General features: G+C 58.8%; 20 protein-coding genes. 14 read left to right on the top strand and 6 right to left on the bottom strand.

Annotation, left to right across the window (positions count from 1 at the left end):
• Positions 1 to 55: 55 nt before the first annotated feature.
• From ACR0J5_RS15695 to ACR0J5_RS15705, 3 genes are all read right to left on the bottom strand, one after another.
• Positions 56 to 1,165, bottom strand: coding sequence for a DUF4172 domain-containing protein (locus ACR0J5_RS15695; RefSeq protein ID WP_480654977.1), 1,110 nt, complete (start codon positions 1,163 to 1,165; stop codon positions 56 to 58).
• Between the two features lie 274 nt (positions 1,166 to 1,439).
• Entirely contained in the window at positions 1,440 to 2,699 is a 1,260-nt protein-coding gene (locus ACR0J5_RS15700) for an aminotransferase class V-fold PLP-dependent enzyme (protein WP_480654978.1), read from the bottom strand.
• Between the two features lie 120 nt (positions 2,700 to 2,819).
• Positions 2,820 to 3,449 carry a response regulator transcription factor gene (locus ACR0J5_RS15705; RefSeq protein ID WP_480654980.1) on the bottom strand — a complete coding sequence of 210 codons (630 nt, stop codon included), beginning with the start codon at positions 3,447 to 3,449 and terminating at the stop codon, positions 2,820 to 2,822.
• 216 nt (positions 3,450 to 3,665) lie between these two features.
• Here ACR0J5_RS15705 and ACR0J5_RS15710 point away from each other — a divergent pair, with 216 nt between their 5' ends.
• Genes ACR0J5_RS15710 through ACR0J5_RS15730 form a run of 5 tightly spaced genes read left to right on the top strand, consistent with a single transcriptional unit; the run spans position 3,666 to position 8,997 of the window.
• Positions 3,666 to 4,907: a pyridoxal-phosphate-dependent aminotransferase family protein gene (locus ACR0J5_RS15710; protein WP_480654982.1), complete on the top strand. Its 1,242-nt coding sequence runs from the start codon at positions 3,666 to 3,668 to the stop codon at positions 4,905 to 4,907.
• A gap of 28 nt (positions 4,908 to 4,935) precedes the next feature.
• Complete coding sequence (locus tag ACR0J5_RS15715) at positions 4,936 to 6,132, top strand: malate--CoA ligase subunit beta (protein ID WP_480654984.1); 1,197 nt, start codon at positions 4,936 to 4,938, stop codon at positions 6,130 to 6,132.
• Complete coding sequence (gene sucD, locus ACR0J5_RS15720) at positions 6,132 to 7,019, top strand: succinate--CoA ligase subunit alpha (RefSeq protein ID WP_480654985.1); 888 nt, start codon at positions 6,132 to 6,134, stop codon at positions 7,017 to 7,019. Before ACR0J5_RS15715 ends, sucD begins: the two co-directional genes overlap by 1 nt.
• Entirely contained in the window at positions 7,019 to 7,990 is a 972-nt protein-coding gene (locus tag ACR0J5_RS15725; protein WP_480654987.1) for a 2-hydroxyacid dehydrogenase, read from the top strand. The genes sucD and ACR0J5_RS15725 overlap by 1 nt, the downstream gene beginning before the upstream one ends.
• 29 nt (positions 7,991 to 8,019) lie before the next feature.
• A complete protein-coding gene (locus tag ACR0J5_RS15730; RefSeq protein WP_480654989.1) occupies positions 8,020 to 8,997 on the top strand; it encodes an HpcH/HpaI aldolase/citrate lyase family protein in 978 nt (325 codons plus the stop codon).
• 79 nt (positions 8,998 to 9,076) lie between these two features.
• Here ACR0J5_RS15730 and ACR0J5_RS15735 read toward each other — a convergent pair whose 3' ends face one another.
• Positions 9,077 to 10,021 (bottom strand): PDR/VanB family oxidoreductase, encoded by a 945-nt coding sequence (locus ACR0J5_RS15735; protein ID WP_480654991.1) that lies wholly within the window; start codon positions 10,019 to 10,021, stop codon positions 9,077 to 9,079.
• Between the two features lie 212 nt (positions 10,022 to 10,233).
• On the opposite strand from ACR0J5_RS15735, the gene ACR0J5_RS15740 reads away from it, so the two are divergent.
• From ACR0J5_RS15740 to ACR0J5_RS15780, 9 genes are all read left to right on the top strand, one after another.
• Positions 10,234 to 11,139 carry a LysR substrate-binding domain-containing protein gene (locus ACR0J5_RS15740; RefSeq protein WP_480654993.1) on the top strand — a complete coding sequence of 302 codons (906 nt, stop codon included), beginning with the start codon at positions 10,234 to 10,236 and terminating at the stop codon, positions 11,137 to 11,139.
• Positions 11,140 to 11,241: 102 nt separating this feature from the next.
• Positions 11,242 to 12,396: an aromatic ring-hydroxylating oxygenase subunit alpha gene (locus ACR0J5_RS15745; RefSeq protein ID WP_480654995.1), complete on the top strand. Its 1,155-nt coding sequence runs from the start codon at positions 11,242 to 11,244 to the stop codon at positions 12,394 to 12,396.
• The gene (locus ACR0J5_RS15750; protein ID WP_480654997.1) at positions 12,396 to 13,847 is read left to right on the top strand and encodes an aldehyde dehydrogenase family protein; all 1,452 of its coding nucleotides are present in this window, start codon (positions 12,396 to 12,398) and stop codon (positions 13,845 to 13,847) included. Before ACR0J5_RS15745 ends, ACR0J5_RS15750 begins: the two co-directional genes overlap by 1 nt.
• A gap of 2 nt (positions 13,848 to 13,849) precedes the next feature.
• Positions 13,850 to 14,089 (top strand): hypothetical protein, encoded by a 240-nt coding sequence (locus ACR0J5_RS15755; protein ID WP_480654999.1) that lies wholly within the window; start codon positions 13,850 to 13,852, stop codon positions 14,087 to 14,089.
• A gap of 229 nt (positions 14,090 to 14,318) precedes the next feature.
• A complete protein-coding gene (locus ACR0J5_RS15760) occupies positions 14,319 to 16,739 on the top strand; it encodes a GcvT family protein (protein ID WP_480655001.1) in 2,421 nt (806 codons plus the stop codon).
• Between the two features lie 259 nt (positions 16,740 to 16,998).
• The gene (locus tag ACR0J5_RS15765) at positions 16,999 to 18,549 is read left to right on the top strand and encodes a sugar ABC transporter ATP-binding protein (protein ID WP_480655003.1); all 1,551 of its coding nucleotides are present in this window, start codon (positions 16,999 to 17,001) and stop codon (positions 18,547 to 18,549) included.
• Between the two features lie 41 nt (positions 18,550 to 18,590).
• Positions 18,591 to 19,874 (top strand): ABC transporter permease, encoded by a 1,284-nt coding sequence (locus ACR0J5_RS15770; protein ID WP_480655005.1) that lies wholly within the window; start codon positions 18,591 to 18,593, stop codon positions 19,872 to 19,874.
• 82 nt (positions 19,875 to 19,956) lie between these two features.
• Complete coding sequence (locus ACR0J5_RS15775) at positions 19,957 to 20,916, top strand: substrate-binding domain-containing protein (RefSeq protein WP_480655007.1); 960 nt, start codon at positions 19,957 to 19,959, stop codon at positions 20,914 to 20,916.
• Between the two features lie 110 nt (positions 20,917 to 21,026).
• Positions 21,027 to 21,836 (top strand): IclR family transcriptional regulator, encoded by an 810-nt coding sequence (locus tag ACR0J5_RS15780; protein ID WP_480655009.1) that lies wholly within the window; start codon positions 21,027 to 21,029, stop codon positions 21,834 to 21,836.
• Positions 21,837 to 21,839: 3 nt separating this feature from the next.
• Here ACR0J5_RS15780 and ACR0J5_RS15785 read toward each other — a convergent pair whose 3' ends face one another.
• Together ACR0J5_RS15785 and ACR0J5_RS15790 are read right to left on the bottom strand one after the other, a co-directional pair.
• On the bottom strand, positions 21,840 to 22,319 hold the full coding sequence (locus ACR0J5_RS15785; protein ID WP_480655011.1) for an invasion associated locus B family protein: 480 nt from the start codon (positions 22,317 to 22,319) through the stop codon (positions 21,840 to 21,842).
• Between the two features lie 67 nt (positions 22,320 to 22,386).
• On the bottom strand, positions 22,387 to 23,784 hold the full coding sequence (locus ACR0J5_RS15790; RefSeq protein WP_480655231.1) for a pyridoxal phosphate-dependent decarboxylase family protein: 1,398 nt from the start codon (positions 23,782 to 23,784) through the stop codon (positions 22,387 to 22,389).
• Between the last annotated feature and the right edge of the window lie 55 nt (positions 23,785 to 23,839).

Below are 23,839 nucleotides of genomic sequence, written 5' to 3' on the forward strand. Positions count from 1 at the left end.
CCGTTTTTTTGTGCGACGAGGCATTTCACACTTGTGCCGGATGGCCGTTAGCCGCCTACGCTGCCCGGTCCAACTTTAGCCAATAGCGTGTGTATCGGAGTTCACCCGTTCGGATCAGAGCCCCCTTCTCTACCAGGTCTTGCAGATCCCGCGTTGCCGTGGCGCGGGACGTTCCCGTGATCGAGATATAGTTCTCGGCGCTCAATCCGCCTTTGAATCCATCTGGCCCAGCCTTGAACAACCGGGCGATGACCTTGGTTTGGCGGGCGTTGAACTGATCGCGATGCCGGTCATAGAAATGCGTCTTGGCTATAAAGAAGCCAACCCGTTCCAGAGTCACCTGCTGTGCTGTAAGAACGGTCTCGGCAAACCAGATAAGCCAAGGCGTGACGTCCAGCGTCTTTTGATGACGTTCAAGCTGGTCGTAGTAAGTCTTCCGCTCTCGCTCGATTGTGAACGCAAGAGCAATCAGGCTTGGCTGACCAATGTTTTGCGCCAGTGATTTTTCCGCCAGCGCCCTGCCCAACCGTCCATTGCCGTCTTCGAAGGGGTGAATGCTCTCGAAATACAGATGGCTCAATCCCGCCCGGATCAGTGCGCGCAAAGGCTCGGTACCATCCGGTGCAGTCCGATTGAACCAGGCCACGAACTGGTCCATTTCGGCCGGAACCTGATGTGACGGTGGCGCTTCGAAATGCACCGTCGGGCGGTCTAACCTGCCTGAGACGATTTGCATCGCATCCCCATGGCTCCGGTATGCTCCAATCGTTTCCAGATGCCTGTCGTGGGACAGAAGCATGTCATGCCACCGAAACAGGGTGTCGTGTGACAGCGGTTCCGTATAGGTGGAATAGACATCCACCATCATCTCAGAAACGCCCTGTTCGCGCGGTTTGGATGGATAACTGTCGGGAGCCAGTCCAAGATGCCGACGCAGGGAAGATTGCACGCTGAAACGATCCAGCATCTCACCTTCGATCGCGCTGGTTTTCATCGCTTCTTCGCTCAGAAGATCGATACGCAATTGATCCCGATCCGCCGCGTTTACATGGTGAACCGCTCCAAGAACTTCCCCTGAGGACAATAGGAATTGTTGCTCGTATGATTCGAATCTTGAGGCATCGTAACGAAATGTCGGCCAATCAGGGCTCTGCCAGTTCCACATCGTGAGGTATAAGGATCCAGTCTATAACTCATTATTTATGGTAAATTGAGTTATAGAGGTCAATCCTATTGCTCATCTTTTTAAGCTCATCAGCTTTTTGTTTAACGTCGCCATAAAGCACTTGAACCGTCGAAACATTCAAAAAGCGTAAAATCTTAAGATGTTGACTTCAATGGAAGGCGTATCTGAATAACTCAGCCCCGGTGTTGACCTACTCCGACACCCGGAGGGAACGTCAGATCAGAAGCATTAGATCAGCAATCTGTTAATCTAATCACATAACATCCCCGAGAACCTTGATCGCGCTCAGCATCCGCGCGATTTCCTGTTCGGTGTTGTAATGGCAAAAGGATATGCGGATACAATCCGACAAGCCAAGCGGAGTCAGGACATTGCCTGAGTAATGATCGGCCTTGCGCGTGTGTGTACGAATGCCCTGCTGGTTCAGCAATTCGACCACATCTTCTGAAGGGTATCCGTCCACTACGATGGACACCAGACCTTCGCGCGCCGGGTTATCGGCGCCGGCCAGAAGGGTCACATGATCCATATCCCGTAACCCCGGCAGGTTACCTGTGCCGTTAATGGCGATATCGGTCAAATGAGTCTCATAGGCGTGAATGGCGCGGCCCGCAGCTTCGATCCGTTTGCGCGGGTTTTCCTCGTCAGACACTTGCATGCCCAGCCAGTCGAAATAGGCCACCACATCCGAGATGGTCGCGTAAGAGCCTGCATCGCGGGTCCCAAACTCCCAACCCGTTGCGGGCGCGTCGATCAGCATGTCGTGCGGCACGGAACTGAGCCTGTCTGAAATCCAGGCGATACCATAGCCATGGCGCGAGAACACTTTGTAGGGTGAGATGGCGTAACCGTCGACACCATACGCATCGAGGTCCATCTGGCCGTGGGCGGCGTGCTGGATGCCGTCGACAATGATCATGCACTCGGGCGCAACCGCACGGATCGCCGCTGAAATCGCCGCCACATCCATCCCCATTCCGGTCACGGGCGAGGCATGCAGGATCGTTGCAACCGCCACGTCCGGCGTCATCAGCGCGGCGTAATCGTCTGCGGTAACCAATCCCGTTTCATTGTCATGGGCCACATTTACATAGTCCAAACCCGCGATCCCGGCCCAGCGGCGCGCGGCGCTGCGCGTGGCGGGATGTTCGATGGAGGACCCGATAAGTTTGGTCCCTTTTGGTGTCGCCAGACATGCGGTGCGGATCAGGCGAAACAGCAGCTCAGTCCCGCTTTCCCCGGCAAAAAACTGACCCGACGAGGCGTTCATGAAAACGCCCAGATCGCTTTTGGCTTTGTTAATCACCTGCTGGGTCCCCCGCCCCGCGGGATTGATCCGACCCGGATTGTCCGGGATTGCCGCATAAAAAGCCGATGTCTCAACAACCGATTTCAACGTCAACGCCCCGCCCGCATTTTCAAAGAAAATACGCTCGCCCTGAAACGGGCAGCTGTCGACATGGGCGAACCGGTCACGGATGGCCTCGATCAAGGCGGGGTTGTTCTGAATCATGGCGCGGTCCTATCGATAGTCTGGGCAGGCAGAGCGGGTCGCTCACACCTAACGTCACCGCCACGGGGGATGCAATCTTTCACATTGCCGACATCAGATGGCCCGCCAACGCCATCCGCCCTACCCGCGGGACAGTTGAGACGAGTAATAAAAGGCAATAGCCTGCGCCCGGTTCTTTACAGCCAGTTTTTCATAGATGTTGGACAGGTGGAACTTGACCGTGTTGGTTGAGATCTGAAGCTCTTTCGACATGTCCCGGTTGGACATGCCCTGCGCCAAAGCTTCGAGTATGGTGCGTTCCTTGCGGGACAAGCTCTGGATCGGGTCCTGCTGCATTTTGCGCACATCGATAAACGGAAACACCATCTTGCCTGCGGCCACGTCAGCGCAGGTTTCCAGCAAGCCCTCAACCTCACCGGATCGGGCGGCAAAACCGGCTGCCCCGGCCTGCATGGCCAGGCGCGGGATTTCACCTGTCGCCTCACCGTAAACCACAAAGCGCGGCGCGTTGGCCTGTTCGCGCAGCACTTCGATCAGTTTGGCCGCGCCCAATACCGGCAGGTTCCAATCCACCACGCCGACTTTCACGGGCACGCGCATGACCGTTCCCAAAAAGCCTTCGGCCGTGGCCGACGTCGCCACCAGCGAGAACCGCGAATCCCGCTCAAAGATTTCGGACATCGCCGACAAAACCAACGGGTTGCCATCCGCCAGCATGACATCGATCGGAGCGTTAGCGTTATCACCCATCTTTTCTTCCCGAATTTGTCAAAAACCACCTATTTGGGTAGGCGTTAATTTGGTATACACTGGTATTTTTACCGGTATGGGTAGGTATTTCCCCACCCAAATAGCCATCCTAAAGCAGTAGTAAGTTACGTTGCGTCCACTGGCAACTGCGGGTTTTCTGTTCGGCAACATAACACACCGGGCCCCGCTGCCCCCAACTGCCGAGGATATCTAGCCATGACCTTTCAGATCTTCCCTCCGCTCGAAATCCCCGAGACCCTGGCCGCCGGCCCCGGGCCCGGAAACACCGATGCCCGCGTCCTGCATGCCTTTGCCAGCGCAGGGGTGGCGGATCACATGCAGGGCGACGTTCTGCGCGGCATGGTAGAATGCAAGCACATGCTGCGCGCCGTCTGGGGCACTCAGAACGCCTATACCTTTGCGGTCGCCGGAACGGGCTGGAGCGCGCTGGACACCATGTTTTCCGCAGTGATGCCCGGTGACAGGGTTGTTGCGTTCACCAATGGCACCTTCTCGGGCATTGATGCCCTCACTTTGCGGATCAAGGCCGCAACACCCGAGGAACACGCCGCCAATCCCCTTGACCCGCAGGCCGCCAGCGTCACCGTAATTGAGGTTCCGCACGGTCAGCCGGTGACGGGTGAATTGGTTGAAGCTGCCCTGGCCGAGCATCAGCCCAAATGGGCTTTCATGGCGCATTGGGAAACCGGGTCTGGTCGCGTGAATGATCTGCGCGGGTTCTCGGACGCGTGCGAACGCCACGGTGCCATGGGTCTGATCGACGCCGTGTCATCGCTGGGTGCCGAAGATTTCTCAATCGACGACTATCCGGGTATCGCTGGGTGGGCCTCTTGCCCGCAAAAGGGCCTGTGCTGCCTGCCGCTGACCTACGCGCCGGTCAGCTTTACTGAAGATTATATTGAAAGTCTGAAGACGTCTGGTGCCTATACCTATGTGCACAACCCCATCTTTGAGGCCCGTCACTGGGGCATCGTTGATGGTCAGGATTTCGAAAAAGGCACCTATCACCGGACGCATTCGGGCTATGCAGTTGCCGCGTTCCACGAATCCCTGCGCCTGACACTGCAAGAAGGTCTGGCAAAACGGTCATTGGCCTACCGCACCCATGAAAAGGTTCTGCGCGATGCGGTGATCGCCATGGGGTGCGAGGTGACGTCGGACATGCCCAGCCTTGTGGTACTGAACCTGCCGCCGGAACTGGCGGGCCGCGAGATGGAGCTGGTGCAGAACTGCCGCGCCCAAGGCTTTGGCATCTGGCCCACGCTCAGCGCGCCGGTGCAGGTCCGCATCGGCATCCTCAACCAGCTGAACCGGGATGCTGTCAGCCGGATCATACATCTTTTTGCCGACGCCCTGCGCGAGCTGGGCGCCGATGTTGATCAGGACGCAATCGAGACCCTTTTGGAAAGCCGTTACGGCACCTCGATCGCCGCATAATCACACTGCATGAACGGGAGGATTGCAGATGGATATCCATGAATATCAAGCGAAAGAGCTTCTTTCGAACTTTGGCGTCGACGTCCCGCCGGGTGCGTTGGCCTACAGCCCCGAACAGGCAGCTTACCGCGCGCGTGAAATGGGTGGCGACAAGTGGATCGTCAAAGCGCAGGTCCATGCCGGTGGGCGCGGCAAGGCCGGTGGCGTCAAACTGTGCGACACCGAGCACGATATCTATCAGGCCTGTGACGACCTGTTCGGCCGCAAGCTGGTGACCCATCAAACCGGCCCCGAAGGCAAGGGCATCTACCGCGTCTATGTAGAAGGCGCGGTGCCGATTGATCGTGAGATTTACTTGGGCCTCGTTCTGGACCGCTCCAGCCAGCGGGTGATGATCGTGGCCTCGTCCGAAGGTGGGATGGAGATCGAAGAAATCTCGGCCGAACGCCCCGACAGCATCGTGCGTTCCATTGTCGAACCTGCGGTGGGCCTGCAGGAATTCCAGGCGCGCGAGATTGCGTTCAAACTGGGGCTGGAGCCGAAGCTGGTGCAGCAGATGGTGCGCACGCTGCAAGGCTGCTACGCCGCCTTCAGCGATCTGGACGCCACCATGGTCGAGATCAACCCGCTGGTCATCACCGCCGATGACCGGGTTCTGGCGCTGGACGCCAAGATGAGTTTTGACGACAACGCCCTGTTCCGTCACCCGCAAATCGCTGAACTGCGCGACAAAAGTCAGGAAGACCCGCGCGAAAGCCGCGCGGCGGATCGCGGTCTGTCTTATGTCGGCCTGGACGGCAATATCGGCTGCATCGTGAACGGCGCCGGTCTGGCGATGGCCACGATGGACACGATCAAGCTGGCCGGGGGTGAGCCTGCAAACTTCCTCGACATCGGTGGCGGGGCCTCGCCCGAGCGTGTGACCAAAGCGTTCCGTCTGGTTCTGTCGGACCAGAATGTGCAGGCGATCCTGGTGAATATCTTCGCCGGTATCAACCGCTGTGACTGGGTGGCCGAAGGTGTTGTTCAGGCGCTGAAGGAACTGGACATCGACATCCCCGTCGTCGTCCGGCTGGCGGGCACGAATGTGGAAGAAGGCCAGAAAATCCTGGCCAAATCCGGCCTGCCCATCATCCGCGCCACCACATTGATGGAAGCCGCCGAACGCGCCGTGGGCGCATGGAAAAACGACCTGTCTCAGGGCACCAAGATGAGGGCTGTGTAATGAGCATTCTTCTGGATCGCGACTCACGCGTTATCGTTCAGGGTATCACCGGCCGTATGGCACGGTTCCACACCAAGGACATGCTGAACTATGGCACCAATGTCGTCGGCGGCGTCGTGCCCGGCAAGGGCGGTGAGACCGTCGAAGGTGTGCCCGTCTTCGACACGGTCAAGCAGGCGGTTGAGGCCACCGGCGCAGATGCCAGCCTTGTCTTCGTGCCGCCGCCCTTTGCCGCCGACTCGATCATGGAGGCCGCCGATGCCGGTATCCGCTATTGCGTCTGTATCACCGACGGCATCCCGGCCCAGGACATGATCCGCGTGAAACGCTACATGTACCGCTATCCCAAGGACAAGCGCATGGTGCTGACCGGGCCGAACTGCGCGGGCACCATCTCACCCGGCAAGGCACTGCTGGGGATCATGCCGGGGCATATCTACCTGCCCGGTCACGTCGGGATCATCGGCCGCTCGGGCACGCTGGGCTATGAGGCCGCAGCGCAGCTGAAAGAGCGCGGGATCGGTGTTTCGACCAGCGTCGGCATCGGCGGTGACCCGATCAACGGCTCGTCCTTCAAGGACATCCTGCAGCGGTTCGAAGAGGACGAAGACACCCATGTCATCGCCATGATCGGTGAGATTGGCGGCCCGCAAGAGGCAGAGGCGGCAGACTACATCCGCAACCACATCACCAAACCGGTGATCGCCTATGTTGCAGGTCTGACCGCGCCCAAGGGCCGGACCATGGGGCACGCCGGTGCAATCATCTCGGCCTTTGGCGAAAGCGCCAGCGAGAAGGTTGAGATTCTGTCCGCCGCCGGTGTGACTGTGGCCGAAAACCCCGCCGTGATCGGTGAAACAATCGCTCGGGTGATGGAGGCTGCGTGATGGTCAAACCCTCGGTTCTTGTGACCCGCCGCTGGCCTGCCGCCGTCGAGGCGCAACTGGCCGAGAGCTATGACACCGTACTCAACACCGGGGACAAACCTTTGTCCCCGGCTGAAATCCGGCAAGCGCTGAAAACCTATGATGCGGTGCTGCCAACCGTCACCGACACGCTCAGCGCCGAGGCGCTGGACGTGTCCGGTGCGCAGACGAAAATCCTTGCCAATTATGGCGTTGGCTACAGCCATATCTGCGAACCCTCGGCGCGTGGGCTGGGCATGACGGTGACCAACACGCCCGACGTGCTGTCCGAATGCACTGCTGACATTGCCATGACGCTGTTGCTGATGGTGGCCCGCCGCACCCGCGAGGGCGAGCGTGAATTGCGCGCCGGGAACTGGACCGGCTGGCGGCCCACCCATCTGACCGGCACCAAGGTCAGCGGCAAGACGCTGGGCATTATCGGCTTTGGCCGCATCGGTCAGGAAATGGCGCGCCGCGCCCATCACGGCTTTGGCATGACTGTCCTGGTCTACAGCCGCAGACCGGTGGCCCCGGACGTTCTGGCCCAATGCAACGCAACCCAGGTCGACAGCATCGACGCGCTGCTGCCGCTCTGCGATTTCGTCTCGCTGCATTGCCCCGGAGGGGCCGCGAACCGCCACCTGATCAACGCGCACAGGCTGGATCTGATGAAGCCTGATGCGTTTCTGATCAACACCGCACGGGGCGAATTGATCGACGAACACGCCCTGACGCAGTCGCTGATGTTCGACATGATCGGCGGTGCCGCGCTGGATGTGTTCGACGGCGAGCCCCACATCGCCCCGGCGCTTTTGGACTGCGACAACCTCGTGATGCTGCCCCACATGGGCAGCGCAACGCGCGAGGCCCGCGAGGCAATGGGCTTTCGCGTGCTCGACAACCTGCACGACTTTTTCAGCGGCCAGGAACCCCGTGACCGCGTGATCTGAACGAAGCTTTACAACCAAGGACCAACCTCATGAGCTTTCACCCCATTGAACAGGCCCCTGCCCGGCTGAACCGCAGCGAACTGGCCGTTCCGGGCAGCCAGCCCGGCATGTTCGAAAAAGCGGCAAAATCTGACGTTGACGTCATCTTTCTGGATCTCGAAGACGCCGTTGCGCCGGATGAGAAGGAACAAGCGCGCAAGAACATCATAGAGGCGCTGAACGACATCGACTGGGGCAACAAAACCATGTCGGTGCGCATCAACGGTCTGGACACGCATTACATGTACCGCGACGTGGTGGATGTGGTGGAACAGGCCGGCACGCGGCTTGACCTGATCATGATCCCCAAGGTTGGCACGGCGGCAGATGTTTACGCGGTCGACATGCTGGTCACCCAGATCGAAGACGCCAAGGGCTACAAGAAGCGCATCGGGTTCGAACATATCATCGAAACCGCCCTGGGCATGCAGAATGTCAGCGAGATCGCAGCAGCCTCAAAGCGCAATGAAAGCCTGCATTTTGGTGTGGCCGACTATGCGGCCTCGACCCGCGCCCGCACCACGATCATCGGTGGCGTGAACCCGGACTATTCGGTTCTGACCGATGCAGATGCAGATGGTGGCCGTATGACCCATTGGGGCGATATGTGGCACTATGCTCTGGCCCGCATGGTCGTCGCCGCGCGCGCCAACGGTCTGCGCCCGATTGACGGACCGTTCGGTGATTTCCAGGACCCCGACGGCTATCGCGCCGCCGCAAAACGGGCCGCTGTTCTGGGGTGCGAAGGCAAATGGGCCATCCACCCCAGCCAGATCGCGCTGGCCAATGAGGTGATGTCGCCGTCTGACGCCGAAGTCACCAAGGCACAGCGCATTCTGGTCGCCATGTCCGAGGCCGAAGCCGCAGGCAAAGGCGCCGTATCGCTGGACGGGCGTCTGATCGACTATGCCTCGATCCGTCAGGCCGAAGTGCTTGTCGAAAAAGCGCGCCAGATCGAAGCGGCGTAAGGACTTCGGATCAAACGAAAAAACGGCAGCGGGGGCCTTGGTCCTCGCTGCCGCGTTTAAACTTGCAATATCCGCGACCCTAAAGCGCCAATACCAGACGCTTGGATTTGGAACGCGAAACGCAGGCGCACATGTAGCTGTTCGATGCCTGTTCTTCCGGTGTCAGGATGCCGTCGCGATGGTCGACTTCGCCCTCGACAACATCCACCATGCAGGATCCGCACAACCCCTCGGAACAGCCGAAATCCACATGAACGCCATTGCTGCGCAGAACGTCCAGAAGCGTTTCGTCTTTCGTGACCGTATACACGGCCCCCGAGGACTGCACCTCAACCTCAAAGCTTTCGTTGGGCGCGTGATCGATATCCGACGCCGCCGCAAAGCGTTCAAAGTGGATCGCACCACCACGCAATGAGGTACCCGCCTCAAGAACAGCGTTCAGCATCGGCTCGGGGCCGCAGGTATAGACATCGGCACCCATCGGCATGGACTGCATGACCGCGGCCAGATCGAACTGCCCGTCTGTGTCGTCACAATGCAGGTGATACCACTCATCCAGCCCCAGGGCGCGGAACTGTTTGTCCATCGCCGCATAGTCCTTGGATCGCACCAGATAATAAACCCGGAAATCCTGCCCCCGGTTCAGCAACTCGCGCGCCATGGCCACCAACGGGGTGGCACCAATACCGCCCGCGATCAGGGTGACGTGCCGGTCATGGCTTTCCAGAGGGAAGTGATTGCGCGGCCCGCCGATGGGCAGCTCGACCCCTTCCTCAAGCGCGTGCATGGCGATGGACCCGCCGCGACCATCCTCTTCGTGCTTGACGGCGACATTGATCAGTCGACCGTCCTGGCTCCAGCTCCACAAGGAATACTGCCGCACCAGATCATCGCTTAGGTGAATATCCACATGCGCACCGGGTTCCAGACTGGTAAAGCGGCCGCTGAGAATCTCGAAACAGAAATCCGAAGTATCTGGGCTCAACCGGGTTTTGCGGATCAAGCGTGCAGTTTGTGTAGTCATCAGAGGTCCCTTATGTCATTGCCCATTGTCGCGATCAGCAACACAGGCGCGTTCGGCACTGGGTATTCTTAAGGCGCAACATGGGGCCTGCCCAATTGGGAAGGCCAAGTACAGGCGCCACATACGCGCAGAGAAAGATGCAAATTTCAATTGCAATTTTTTTCGTTTTCAGTTGAGGTCACCTCAATCAAACCCGCAGCTACGTAGTCTCCATGTCTCGCCGCCATTATAACCTACCGCCCCTTGCAACCCTCTCTGCGTTTGAGGCGGCTGCCCGACGTCTCAGCTTTAAAGAAGCGGCGGGCGAATTGTCCGTCACGCCGGGCGCCGTAAGCCATCAGATAAAGGCACTGGAAACCGAGTTGAACGCGCCTTTGTTCCTGCGTCAGCACCGGGGCGTCGAACTGACCGATGACGGGGCCGCGCTGTACGAAGTTCTGGGAGACTCTTTTCTAAAAGTGTCCAAGGTGTTGGAACGCATCCGCAGCAATGATTCCGATAATCAGGTAACAGTCGGTTCGACCACTGCCGTTGCGGCCCTGTGGCTTTCCCCGTCCGTGATCCGGTTCTGGCAGGACCATCCGCACGTAAAAGTGAACCAGGTGGCGCAAGACTCGGCCTTCTCAAACAACCCCAATCTGGACCTGTTCATTCGTTACGGAAAGGATCCGATTTCAACCTTGTCCCACACGAGGCTCTACCGGGATACCCTGACCCCTGTATGCAGCCCCGAACTGGCTGCAGAGTTAAAGGATGCCGATCTCAGCGACCTGTTGCAGCACCGTCTGATTCACCTTGAGACGGCAGACAACACTTGGACAACCTGGGCAGAATGGTTCAAAGAACTTGGGTTTACTGGCAATATACCGACGCAATCCAGGGTCAACAGCTACGCATTGGCACTGCAGGTGGCACGCAAGGGTGCAGGTCTTGCGCTGGGGTGGAAACGCCTGCTGCAACCAATGCTAAGTTCCGGAAAACTGGCAACGTTGGAGCAGTTCAGCGCACCCGCACCCAGAAACTTTTATCTGGTCGGCCGGGACGATACGCACCTGTCTGACGGCGCGCTGGCATTCAAGAAATGGCTTCTGGATGAGGTCAACGCAGGGTCGGTTTAGCTGGCCTCATCTGCCGGTTAGGTTTTTTCCTATTGAAGCTTTGCCGGTTGCGCTGCCAATGGAGGTCAAAACCAACGCCAATCTCATACTCAGGAGTGACCGATGAACAAGCACGCATCGCTTTCGTCCGTTCTGACCCCGGTAAACACAGCAAAGGGGCTGCCGAACGAGCACTATATCGACCCCAAAGTCTTTGCCGAAGAACGGGAATCCGTACTGTTCGCGAACTGGTCCGGTATTGGCTTTGGCAAGGATATCCCCGAAGCTGGCGATGCAAAGCCGGTTGATTTCCTGGGCATGCCGATTCTGATGGTCCGCGACCGCAATGGTGAAATCGGCGTATTCCAGAACACCTGCCGTCACCGCGGCATGATTCTGGTCGACAAGCCGCAGAAAATCCGTGGCGCGATCCGCTGCCCCTATCACAGCTGGTGCTACGGCCTGAACGGCGAACTGCGCACCGCACCTCACGTAGGCGGCCCCGGCCAAAACACCCACGAAGATCTCGATTTCTCGGAACTGGGTCTGATCCGCATCCGCTCTTATGTCTGGCGCGACGTTGTGTTCGTCAATGTCGACGGCAACGCGCCCGAGTTCGAAGAGGTGCACAGCGACCTGATGGAGCGCTGGAAAGAGTTCGAACAGCCGATGTATCACGGCGGCGCCGGTGCCTCGGTTCGTCTGGAACTGGACTCGAACTGGAAACTGGCGGTCGAAAACTACTGCGAAAGCTATCACCTGCCTTGGGTTCACCCCGGCCTGAACAGCTATTCCCGTCTGGAAGACCACTACAACATCAACGAGCTGGGCAAATACTCGGGCCAGGGCACGCTGGTATATCGCCAGTTCGAAGGTCAGGACGGCGAAAAGCTGGACGATTTCGACGGCCTGAGCGACAAGTGGAACGAAGGCGCGGAATACATTGTCGTGTACCCGAACGTCCTGCTGGGAGTTCAGCGCGACCACGGTTTTGCCTTTATCCTCGAACCTGTGAACCAGGAAAAAACCATCGAGCATATTGAGTTGTACTACGCCAAAAAACCCGAAGACGCGCCCGAGCATGAACCTCTGCGGGCCAAGAACGCTCAGCTGTGGAAGACCGTTTTCGAAGAGGACGTGTTCGTGGTCGAAGGCATGCAGAAAGGTCGTCACGGCGTTCTGTTCGACGGCGGCCGTTTCTCGCCTGCGATGGACGGTCCGACCCATTGCTTCCACCATTGGGTTGCAACGCAGATCGAAAAAGGTCGCGCTGCATAATGAGCGACTTTCTAAAGGACGGTCTGGCCAGAAACTTTCTGGCCGGATCGTGGGTCGATGGTGACAAGGGCGCTGCCATCGCCGTCGAGGACCCCGGCAATCAAGAACATGTCGCCGATTGCGCACAAGCGGGTGAGGCATCTCTGGCCCGCGCGCTAGAGGCTGCGCGCACGTCGTTTGAACAGCGCGATCTGGCCGACATGAAACCGGCCGAACGCGGTCGGTTGATGATGCGCATCGCGCAGGAAATCCGCAACATCGCGGATGAAGGGGCCGTACTGCTGTGCCGTGAAAGCGGCAAGACGCTTGAGGCCGCCCGGGATGAATTCATCGAGGCCGCGCAGTATTTTGAGTACTATGGCGGTGTTGCCGACAAGATCGAGGGCAAGTCGATCCCGTTGGGACCAGACTATGCTGACTATACCGTTTTCGAACCTTATGGGGTCTCGGCGCAGATCGTGCCGTGGAACTTCCCTGTTTCCATTGCGGGCCGTTCGCTGGCGCCGTCGATGGCGGCGGGAAATTCGACCATTATCAAATCGCCGGAACTGGACCCGATTGGCCTGGCGATGCTGGGTGTTGCGCTGGAACGGGCCGAGGTGCCCGCCGGTGCCGTGTCGATCCTGAATGGCATTGGCTCGGATCTGGGCGCGAAACTGGTTGCCAGTTCCCAGGTGGATCAGATCGTATTCACCGGTTCGGTTCCGACCGGGCAGAACATCCTGCGGTCAGCCGCCGACAACGTGATCCCGTCACTGATGGAACTGGGTGGCAAGTCCGCAGCCGTGGCCTTTGACGATGCGGATCTCGATACGCTTATGACCAGCCTGCAAAGCGGTATTTTCTACAATGCCGGTCAGGTGTGTTCGGCCATGGCACGGGTGTTGGTGCATCGTTCGATCTATGACCAAGCGGTCGAGCGTGCGGCCCAGCTGGCCAATGGCCTCAGCGTCGGGCACGGGTTGGACAATCCTGAACATACGCCTGTCATCTCGGCTCTGCAGTTGCAGCGCGTGGAAGAGATCACCTCGACTGCGCGTCAGGACGGTGCGCGCGTCGCTGCTGGCGGTGCGCGTCTGGAACGCGGCGGGTATTTCATGTCCCCCACCATCCTGGCGGATGTCGATCCCCAAAGCCGCGTCGCGCAAGAGGAAATCTTCGGCCCGGTGACCTGCTTTACCCCCTTCGACACCGAGGAACAGGCGATCGCCATGGCCAACGGGACCGAGTTCGGTCTGGTCGCAGGCATCTTTACCCGTGACCTCGCGCGGGCCCATCGTGTGGCGCACAAGCTGCGGGCGGGTCAGGTTTTCGTCAACGAATGGTTCGCCGGTGGTATTTCGACCCCGTTTGGGGGCGTCGGGAAATCAGGTTTTGGACGTGAAAAAGGGCTTGAGGCGCTTTACAACTACGTCAGGACCAAGAACATCGCGATTTCGCTGAAAGGCTGACTGTGGATCTCGACGAACTCGACACACAACTGCTGCAGGCGCATGCGGATTACAACGTGCCTGACCTGATACGGTTGTACCATCAGGCGGCGAATCTTGCAGAGCTTCGTCAAGATCATGAAGCGGCGTGCTTCTATTTGACTCATGCGTTTGTCTTCGCTCTGGAATACGGCTCGCCCCAGGCTGATGAGTTGAACCGAATGCTGTTTGAACGCGGCCGCGCGCATCGTCTGGAGTTCTAGGTTTTTTGCCTTGATTCCGCGCGCCGACACCCGGTGCGCGTCATACAAGGGGCGCAAAGCAATCACAAATTCGGGAACCCCGGGCCTTGGCTCGGGGTTTTTCTTGTTGGGGACCGCGCAAAGGAGTTCAGTTTAATTCCTCTCACCTCTTCTTGAATTTTGTGGACATTGCCGTTGGCCCCCGGTTCGTGAAAGAAACCCATCGAAACACAACGCGCGAGATAGCAAAATGCGAACAGAAGCCAGGGCCGTGGTCATCGGCGGCGGTGTCATCGGATGCTCAATCCTGTATCACCTCACCAAGCTGGGATGGTCGGATGTCGTACTATTGGAAAGGGACGAGTTGACCTCTGGCTCAACTTGGCACGCAGCGGCGAACATCCACGGGCTGCATGACAGCACCAATATCAGCCGCATCCAGCACTATACGATGAATCTGTATAACTCGTTGGAGGAAGAAACCGGCCAAAGCTGTGGCGTTTTCCAGCCCGGCTCGTTGTATCTGGCCCAGACCGAAGAGCGCGAGCATCAGCTCAAGCTGCAGGCCGCCAAGGCCAAGCTGTACGGCATGAACTTCTATGAGATCAGCATTGAAGAAGCGCAAAAGCTGAACCCGCTGGTCAATTACGACGGCATCCGCTGCGTGATGTTCGAACCCGATGGCGGCAACGTGGACCCGTCGGGCGTGACCAACGCCTATGCCGTGGGTGCGCGTCAGCGCGGGGCCGAGATTCACCGCTTTACCCCCGTCACCGCGACCGAGCAGCAGGAAGATGGCACCTGGATCGTCAAGACTCCCAAGGGCGACATCAAAACGCCTTGGGTGGTGAATGCCGCGGGTCTGTGGGGTCGTGAGGTCGCGAAACTGGCCGGGATCGAGCTGCCGCTGCAGCCGACCGAACACCAGTATTTCGTCACCGAGGCCATGTCTGGCGTCGAAGGTCACGGCACCCGCCTGCCCTCGGTCTCGGACCGCGATGGCGAATACTACCTGCGTCAGGAAGGCAACGGCCTGCTGGTCGGCGCTTATGAGAAAGACATGAAGTTCTGGGCCGAAGAAGGCACGCCGCTGGACTTTGCCCATGACCTGTTCCCCGACGATCTGGAGCGGATCGAAGAGAACATGATGAACGCCATCGAACGTCTGCCCGCCGTGGGCGAGGCCGGAATCAAGCGCGTCATCAACGGACCGATGATCTGGTCGCCCGATTCCAACGTTCTGATGGGCCCGGTGCCCGAGGTCGATGGCTATTTCTGCTGCAACGGCATCATTCCCGGCTTCTCGCAATCGGGCGGCATGGGCCTGATGGCGGCACAGTGGATCATCGAAGGGGAAACCGAATACGACATGTTCGCCTGGGACATGGCGCGCTTCGACACCTGGGCCACGAAAGAGTTCACCAAGGCCAAGGTGCAGGATCAATACGCCCACCGCTTTGCGATTCACTTCCCGAACGAGGAACGCAGCGCAGGCCGCCCGGCCCGTGTGCGCCCGATCTATGAAACCCAGAAAGCCATGGGCGCGGTGTTCGGCCTGAACGTTGGCTGGGAACACCCGCTGTGGTTCGCGGATGAGCCCGGCACCGTGGATACCAACGGCTTTACCCGCCAGAACTGGTGGGGGCCTGTGGGCGAGGAATGCAAGATGCTGCGCGAGCGGGCGGGCATCATCGATATCTCGAACTTTGCCAAATACATCTGCAAAGGCCCCGGCGCTGCGGATTGGCTGAACGCGGTCTTTGCCAACAACATGCCCAAGGCGGTTGGCCGGTCCTGCCTGACGCCGCTGATCTCGAAACGTGGCGGTATTGCCGGGGACTTCACCGTCACCCGCGTGGCCGAGGATGAGTTCTGGATCATCGGGTCCGGCATGGCCGAGCGCTATCACAAGCGGTTCTTCAAGCAGGTTCCGCTGCCTGAAGGGACCACCTTTGAGAGCCACACCGAGGCGATGTGCGGCTTCAACGTCGCCGGTCCTAAATCGCGCGAAATCCTGCAGCGCCTGACCAACACGTCGCTGGCGACCGAGGACTTCCCGTTCATGCGGTCGGCCAAGATCGAACTGGCGGGGGTCGAGGTTCTGGCCCTGCGCGTCTCGTTCACCGGCGATCTGGGGTGGGAACTCCACTGCAAGACCGAAGATCAGGCCCGTCTGTATGACGCACTGCTGGACGCCGGCAAAGCCTTCGACGCGGGCCCTGTCGGCAGCCGCGCTCTCATGTCGATGCGGGTTGAAAAAGGGTATGGTTCGTGGAGCCGCGAATACAGCCCCGAATACTGGCCGCACGAAGTCGGGCTGGACCGTCTATGCAAATTCGAAAAGGACTTCCTGAACAAGGAAGCCGCGCAGAAGGTGCTGGACACCTCCGCCCGCGAACAGCTGGTTCTGCTGCATTTGGATGAGGCCGACGTCACCGCCTCGAACGCTGACGCCACCGGTGGTGAGCCGATCTTCAAGGATGGCGAAGGCATCGGTCGTGTGACCTCGGGCACCTATGGCTACACCGTCGGCATGTCGCTGGCCCTGGGCTATGTCAAGAACGCCCAGCCTGGTGATGAGGTTGAGGTGATGGTGCTGGGTCGGCCGCACAAGGCCACGATCCTGCACGAACCTCCGTTTGATCCGGCGGGCAAGGTCCTGCGCGGATAAAACGAGCGAAAACAGAATCAAGATCAAGCCGCGGCGTTTCGATGAAACGCCGCGGTTTTTCTGTTTTCGGCTTCCTACGTATTGGAAGAAATTTATTATTTATAAATAAGTTAACCACCTCAAGTCAGGACATGTCACCGCCACGTATTCACAGCTGAAAATAAGTCGCAAAAAGAGCTTGACGCTTCATTGGTGTACGTGATTTCATATATGAAACACCCAAGATGGGTTCGTTTGCACCGCGTAGGGAGGCGCCGTGATGACGACACAACAATCTGCTTTGCGTGCAAGGCAGGGAACCGAAAGCCAGATTGAATTGTCCTTGAACGGGATCGGAATGTCCTTTTCCGGCGTGTCTGTTCTGCGCGACGTGAATCTGGCGTTTCAGGGCGGTGAAATACACACGTTGATGGGTGAGAACGGCGCCGGGAAAAGCACGTTGGTCAAAATCATCAGCGGTGTGCAGAAACCGACCTTTGGCACCTTTCAAATCGATGGGGAAACTGTCGAGTTTGACGCCCCGCGTGATGCTGAAAAGCATGGCATTGTCATCATGCATCAGGAACTCAGCCTGATCCCGGAAATGACCGTGGCCGAAAACGTGCTGCTGGGGCATGAGCCCCGGAAATTCGGGACTTTCATCGACCGCAAGGCCCTGCGCGAAAAAGCCAGCAAGGCATTGTCGCGGTTCGGGTTCACGCTGGACATCGACACGCCCGTCAAGGACCTGCGCGTGGGCGAACAGCAGCTGGTTGAAATCGCCCGTGCGCTGCTGATGAATGCGCGTCTGCTGATCATGGATGAGCCGACCTCGGCCCTGTCGCAGGCCGAAGCGGATATTCTGATGGAGGTCGTGCGCGACCTGGCTCTTCAGGGGGTGGCGGTAATCTACATCTCGCACCGCATGGACGAGGTGTTCGAAATCTCGGACCGCGTCAGCGTTCTGCGCGACGGCGACTTGATCGGCACGCGTCTTGCCTCGGAAACCACATCGGCCGAGTTGATCCGCATGATGGTAGGCCGCACCGTCGAAATCGTTCCCGTCGAGCGGCAGAAACCAGCCACCGATGAGGTCGTTTTGCAGGTCGAGAACCTGACCGCGTGGGATGGCCACCGCAAAGTTCTGGATGATGTCTCATTCAACCTGAACCGCGGCGAGGTTCTGGGCATCGGCGGCCTTCTGGGGGCCGGTCGCACAGAACTGCTTGAGACGCTGTTTGGCGCTCGCGGCAACAGCTATCGGGGCGACATCACCCTCGAAGGTCAAAAGCTGCGCCCGGCGAAACCGCAGGATGGGGTTCGCAACGGGCTTGCCCTGATCACCGAGGATCGCAAAGGCAACGGGTTGATCCTGGACCGGTCGATCTCATCCAATGTGGCCTTGCCGCTGATGCCCCTGCAATCGCGGTTCGGGCGCTTTTCCGAGGCCGAACAGAACAAACAGGCGCTGCGCGCAATTGAGACGCTCAAGGTTGCGGCAACCGGCCCCGACCATCCGGTCGGCAAGCTGAGCGGCGGCAATCAGCAAAAGGTGGTTCTGGGCAAATGGCTGGCCACACAGCCGCGTGTCCTGCTGCTGGACGAACCCACGCGCGGCATCGATATCGGTGCCAAGGACGAGATTTACGATCTGGTCGGACGGCTGGCGGATCAGGGGATCTCAGTCCTCTTTGCCAGCTCGGAACTTTCGGAATTCATGGCGGTTTGTGACCGGATGATCGTGCTGTGCGAAGGCCAGATGGCCGGAGAGCTGTCGCGCGAAGAAATGTCCGTGGATTCAATAAAAGCCCTGGCAATGCAGTTTCGCTGACTGCCCAACCCAAGCGAACTGGCCCACAAAAGAGAAAAGACATGACCGTTATGGAACCCAACAGCCAAACAGTGAAACAACAGCACGCGGGCAGTTCGATGTTCATGCACCTGCTGAGCAAAACAAAACTCTATTGGGGTCTGTTCGCCCTGATCCTGTTTGGTGCGCTGACCTCGCCCCTGTCCTCTAAAGGCAACAACATCTTTCTGTCACTGGGCAACCTGACAGACATCCTGCGTCAGGTCTCGGTCACCGGGATTGTCGCCGTGGGCATGACCATGGTGATTTTCATCGCCGGGATCGACCTGTCGGTCGGATCGGTCATGGCGCTGGGAACGGTGATCTGCGCCATGTTGCTGACGCAAGAGGGGTGGACAGCCGCCAGCTATTTCGGGGTTCCGGCAACCGGCATCGTGCTGTTTGTCTGCATCGCCGCGCTGATCTATTTCGTCCAAAGCAACCTGAACCGCAGTTCGGAAAACCCTACGGCCAGCGCGCCCTCGCGGATGCTGAGCCGTCTGGTTGCCGCCGCCATTGCAATCGGCGTTATGGTCTGGCTGGCCGGTCAGGTGATGCCCAAGTTCGGGGTGCTGGCTGTGCTGATCGTCGTGCCCTGCATCGGGGCCGTGATGGGAACGGTGAACGGTGCGCTGATCGTTTATGGCCGCCTGCAACCCTTTATCGTGACACTGGCGATGATGGTGGGCGCGCTGGGTCTGGCCCGCGTTATCGCCGGGCAGGATACAGCCGTCTACCCGGTGTACACAGGGTCGAATGCGACCGAGAATTTCGAAGTGCTGCGTGAACTCCTGTGGGGTGTTGTCCCCGTACCGGGCCTGTTCTTTCTGGGCGTGCTGCTGGTGTTTTTCCTGATCACCCGCTTCACCACCTTTGGCAGCTATCTGATGGCCATCGGCGGCAATGAAGAGGCCGCGCGTTTGGCCGGCATCAATGTGGGCCGCAACAAGATCATCACCTATGCGCTGGCCGGGGGCCTCTCGGCGCTGGCCGGAGTGCTGTATGTGGCGCAGTTCCGTCAGGGGAAACCCGACGCGGGTCTGGGTCTGGAACTGGACGCGATCGCAGCCGTGGTCATCGGCGGGACCAGTCTGATGGGTGGCCGTGGCGCGATCATGGGAACGTTTGTGGGCGTGCTGATCTTTGGTTTCCTCAGCAACATCCTGCAACTCAACAACATCGACAGCAACACGCAGCTGGTGCTGAAGGGCATCATCATCGTGGTCGCCGTCCTGCTTCAGGAAGGGCGATTTGAAGAGATCTTTGTCATGGCGAAAGAGCGCCTGGGCAGAGGGAGGAGGCTCTGACCTCAAATCTTGGCGGACCAAGGTCAGAGCAATCAGAACGCGGGAATTTGGAGAAACCCGCATCATGACTAAGGAGTAAACTATGAAAAGAAGAACATTTGGCAAGAGCCTGATGGCTGCCACCGCGCTCGCAACCTCGTTTTCGGCATCCATGGTACTGGCGGCTGACGACTATGTGATCGGTTTCTCGCAGGTGACCACAGTTGAGCCCTGGCGCGTCCAGTTCAACAAAGACCTGCGGGCCGAGGCCGATCTGCACGACAATGTCGAGCTGATCATCGCCGACGCCAATGACCGCACTGAAAAGCAGGTTGCGGATGTTGAGAACTTTATCCGTCAGGAAGTGGACGCGATCCTGATCTCGCCCAAAGAATCCGCCGGTCTGACCGGTGTGGTGGAACAGGCCACCGACGCGGGCATCCCCGTCTTTGTTCTGGACCGCAACGTGGACACGGACAAATTCGTTCAGTGGGTTGGCGGCGACAACGAACTGATCGGCCGCGAGGCAGGCAAGTTCGCCCTGGATCAACTGGGTGGCGCAGGCGCTGCCAGTGGTACCATCGTTGAAATCTGGGGTGGTCTGGGCACGCAGGCTGCGCATGACCGCGCCAATGGGTTCCACGAAGCCTTTGACGGCGAAGACGGCGTGACCTTCCTGCTGGATCAGCAGTCGGGCGACTGGAAGCAGGATCAGGCCTATGACATCATGTCGACCGCTCTGCGCAACTATGAAGACATCACCATGGTCTATGGCCACAACGATCCCATGGCCTATGGCGCCTATCTCGCCGCCAAGGACGCGGGCCGCGCCGATGACATCATCTTTATCGGCGTCGACGCCCTGCCCGGTGAAGGCGTGACCTGGGTTGCCAATGGCGAGCTTTCGGCGACATTCCTGTACCCGACCCCGGGTGCAGAAGGTCTGCGTCAGGCGCTCAAGCATCTGAAAGGCGAAGAGGTGCCGAAATCGGTTGTCATGGGCACCGAAGCGATCACCGCCGACAACGCGGATGACGTTCTGAAAAAGAATGGCCTGAAATAACGGTCCAAGGCTGACGATCTTTCTCCTCCCTGTCGGGATAGTCAGCCGAGTATGCAGGGGCTTGCGCCCCTGCTGCTTTTTCTGAGAAAGCTATTCGAAAAGGTAGCTGCATGTCCGAGCAAAAGACAAAACTCCAGAAATACTCGGCCCCTGCCTTGGAAAAGGGGCTGGATATCCTTGAGTTTCTGTCGCTCGCGGACACGGCCCCAACCCTTTCGCAACTGGCCCAGGGCATTGGGCGCTCAAAGAACGAAATCTTCCGTATGATGATCGTGCTGGAAGAGAGGGGCTATATCGAACGTCAGGAAGACGATCTGTTCAAACTGACCGGCAAACTGGCACTGCTGGGCGGAGAGCGCACCGATAACAGCAAGCTGGCAGAACTGGCTGAACCTTATATGGAGCGGCTGGCCGAAGAGACCGCCCTGTCCAATCACCTCTGGGTTCCAAGCGGCGCTGGCGACCTTGTGGTGATCAGCAGTGTCTCATCCTCGCAAAACTATGGCGTCACTGTACAAGTCGGATACGCAAACCCCATCTTTACGACATCCGCCGGGGCCTGTTTCTTGTCCGAGTTGGACACAAATTCCGAACGTCTGGCCTTGCTGGAACGTATTGCACCAGGGCAGGACGCGCAAAACCATCAGGAATTCGCAGATCAGGCCGGAACCTGCCTTGAGCAGGGTTTTATCTCACTGAGCAGTCCGGAAAGCAACGCGATCAACGAAATCTCGGCCCCGGTGCGCCATATGCCGGGCAAAGCCGTCATCGCGGCGCTGACCATTCCGCATTTCGCCAGCGCCCTGATCGACAATCGCCGCGAAATGGTCATTGACGCGCTCAAGACGACGGCGCAGCAGCTTCAGGCCAGCATCGCCACCAGAATGCCCCTGCCCCGGACACCGTGGCACCAGATGTAAGCCTTATGGCATCAGAGCAGAAATCTGGCTGAACCCGGTCAAATCAAATTGAAAGCTGATCGGCTCACCGCGCCGGTTGATACTGTCGATGGTCATCTGATTTCCGGCCCGCATGGCCGCCACCCAGTCCGGCGACACGGGTGAACGTGCAAAACAGCCCTGCGCCTCGCAGGTCAGAAATTCAAGCTGCGCGACCTCGGTCCCGTCTACTCTGGCAGTCAACCCTTCGGAAAAAAGCAGGCCAAAAGGCAGAGTCACCACGGTCTCCATCTCGTCTCTGCCTGCCGCTTTCAAAAAGGCAATCGAGGTCAGCCGTTGGTTGCTGTCGGTCAGAACGATGCTCTGGGTCATTTCACAGATCAGCTCGGACCCGTTGCCGCGATTGCTGCAGTTGACCGACCACGGAGGGGCCGTGCCCTCTTGCGCAAACAAAGGCTGTGACATTCCCACTGCCAGCCCCAGGGCTCCGATCCATGATTTCATGATACTCTTCTTCATAGTTTATGCGTCGATTTCGACACGGTTTTCCCGGTAAGCTCGCAATACAGGATCAGCCGAGCGCACGCCATACATCCTGAATTACGTCAGCTGCGGCCAGCACGTCATTACGTGTCGTATCGAATTGCCCGACCTGAAATCTGATGATTTTACGACCGTTGAAAAGACCTTGTGTCAGGTAAATCCTGCCGTCGTTATTCAACGCGTCCACCAGCCTTTGCTGCATGTCATCATCACCGGGGCAACGAAAAGAAAACAGGCTGAGCACCGGGCCGGTGATGATCTCAAACCCATCCATCCGGGCGATCTGTTCCGACAGTTCATGCGCCCAGGCCACATGGTTGCGAATGCGAGCGCGCAACCCCTCCAACCCGTAAGAGCGCAGCAAGAACCATATCTTCAGCGCCCGGAACCGCCGGCCAAGTGGGATGGTCCACTCGGAATAATTGGTCACCTCGGCACCGGTTGTCTTTAGATACTCAGGCTCAATCTTCAGGGTGTTCAGTTGCGGTGTGGCATCCCGCAGAAATTGAACCGCACAATCGAACTGAGCCCCCATCCATTTATGCGGATTGAAAACGATACTGTCATAGCGATCCGCACCGTGCCACAGGGCGTCGCGGAATTCGGGGCAGATCATGGCCGACCCGGCCCAAGCCGCATCCAGATGGGTGTAAAGGTCGTGTTTTGCGGCAATATCCGCCACAGACATCAGGTCATCACATGCGCCGACACCGGTCCCTCCGGTGATTGCGATGATCCCTGCGGGGATATGTCCGGCAACCAAGTCTGCCTGAATGGCGGCCTCAAGCGCCTTGGGGTCCAGCGCATAGCGTGACCCCTTTACCGGCAGTTTAACCAGATTTTCCTGACCGATCCCTGCAACCCAACACGCCCGGTCGATGGATGAATGCACCTGGTCCGAGCAATAGATGCGCAGTGATCCTTTGCCATTCAGCCCCTCGCGGTTGCCGGTGAACCCGGTTGCACGCTCTCGCATGGTCAGCACGGCGGACAATGTGGCTGACGACGCGCTGTCCTGTATCACGCCTGTCATGCCGTCCGGCAAACCCAATGCCTGTCGCAACCAGTCGATCATCACACCCTCGACCTCGGTCGCTGCCGGAGAGGTCTGCCACAGCATGCACTGGGCCGCGATCGTGGTCACCAGCATCTCGGCCAGCATAGAGGGCGGCGCGGCATTGGCCGGGAAATACGCAAAGAATCGCGGATGCTGCCAATGGGTGATCCCGGGCATTACAATCCGTTCGAAATCCGCAAGGATTGCGTCCATCGACTCGGGCGTTTCGGGAGGCGTCACCTCAAGCTGCTGTGCAATCTCACCGGGTGCAGTCTGTGCTCGAACGGGTTGGTCCGGCAACCCCTTGTGGTAATCCGCAGCCCACCTTGCGATGTGCTGTCCCCAATAGGAAAACGTGTCCCAATCCATGCCCTGTTCTTTCCCTGTGGCCCGTGCCTCATTCATTTCGATGCCGCGGCCACAC

This window comes from Ruegeria sp. BE1 (assembly GCF_056538885.1).

Excerpts from the sequence above, each read along its gene's own strand:
- ACR0J5_RS15695 (WP_480654977.1), bottom strand. The coding sequence starts at position 1,165 with ATGTGGAACTGGCAGAGCCCTGATTGGCCGACATTTCGTTACGATGCC.
- ACR0J5_RS15700 (WP_480654978.1), bottom strand. The coding sequence starts at position 2,699 with ATGATTCAGAACAACCCCGCCTTGATCGAGGCCATCCGTGACCGGTTC.
- ACR0J5_RS15705 (WP_480654980.1), bottom strand. The coding sequence starts at position 3,449 with ATGGGTGATAACGCTAACGCTCCGATCGATGTCATGCTGGCGGATGGC.
- ACR0J5_RS15710 (WP_480654982.1), top strand. The coding sequence starts at position 3,666 with ATGACCTTTCAGATCTTCCCTCCGCTCGAAATCCCCGAGACCCTGGCC.
- ACR0J5_RS15715 (WP_480654984.1), top strand. The coding sequence starts at position 4,936 with ATGGATATCCATGAATATCAAGCGAAAGAGCTTCTTTCGAACTTTGGC.
- sucD (WP_480654985.1), top strand. The coding sequence starts at position 6,132 with ATGAGCATTCTTCTGGATCGCGACTCACGCGTTATCGTTCAGGGTATC.
- ACR0J5_RS15725 (WP_480654987.1), top strand. The coding sequence starts at position 7,019 with ATGGTCAAACCCTCGGTTCTTGTGACCCGCCGCTGGCCTGCCGCCGTC.
- ACR0J5_RS15730 (WP_480654989.1), top strand. The coding sequence starts at position 8,020 with ATGAGCTTTCACCCCATTGAACAGGCCCCTGCCCGGCTGAACCGCAGC.
- ACR0J5_RS15735 (WP_480654991.1), bottom strand. The coding sequence starts at position 10,021 with ATGACTACACAAACTGCACGCTTGATCCGCAAAACCCGGTTGAGCCCA.
- ACR0J5_RS15740 (WP_480654993.1), top strand. The coding sequence starts at position 10,234 with ATGTCTCGCCGCCATTATAACCTACCGCCCCTTGCAACCCTCTCTGCG.
- ACR0J5_RS15745 (WP_480654995.1), top strand. The coding sequence starts at position 11,242 with ATGAACAAGCACGCATCGCTTTCGTCCGTTCTGACCCCGGTAAACACA.
- ACR0J5_RS15750 (WP_480654997.1), top strand. The coding sequence starts at position 12,396 with ATGAGCGACTTTCTAAAGGACGGTCTGGCCAGAAACTTTCTGGCCGGA.
- ACR0J5_RS15760 (WP_480655001.1), top strand. The coding sequence starts at position 14,319 with ATGCGAACAGAAGCCAGGGCCGTGGTCATCGGCGGCGGTGTCATCGGA.
- ACR0J5_RS15765 (WP_480655003.1), top strand. The coding sequence starts at position 16,999 with ATGACGACACAACAATCTGCTTTGCGTGCAAGGCAGGGAACCGAAAGC.
- ACR0J5_RS15770 (WP_480655005.1), top strand. The coding sequence starts at position 18,591 with ATGACCGTTATGGAACCCAACAGCCAAACAGTGAAACAACAGCACGCG.
- ACR0J5_RS15775 (WP_480655007.1), top strand. The coding sequence starts at position 19,957 with ATGAAAAGAAGAACATTTGGCAAGAGCCTGATGGCTGCCACCGCGCTC.
- ACR0J5_RS15780 (WP_480655009.1), top strand. The coding sequence starts at position 21,027 with ATGTCCGAGCAAAAGACAAAACTCCAGAAATACTCGGCCCCTGCCTTG.
- ACR0J5_RS15785 (WP_480655011.1), bottom strand. The coding sequence starts at position 22,319 with ATGAAATCATGGATCGGAGCCCTGGGGCTGGCAGTGGGAATGTCACAG.
- ACR0J5_RS15790 (WP_480655231.1), bottom strand. The coding sequence starts at position 23,784 with ATGGATTGGGACACGTTTTCCTATTGGGGACAGCACATCGCAAGGTGG.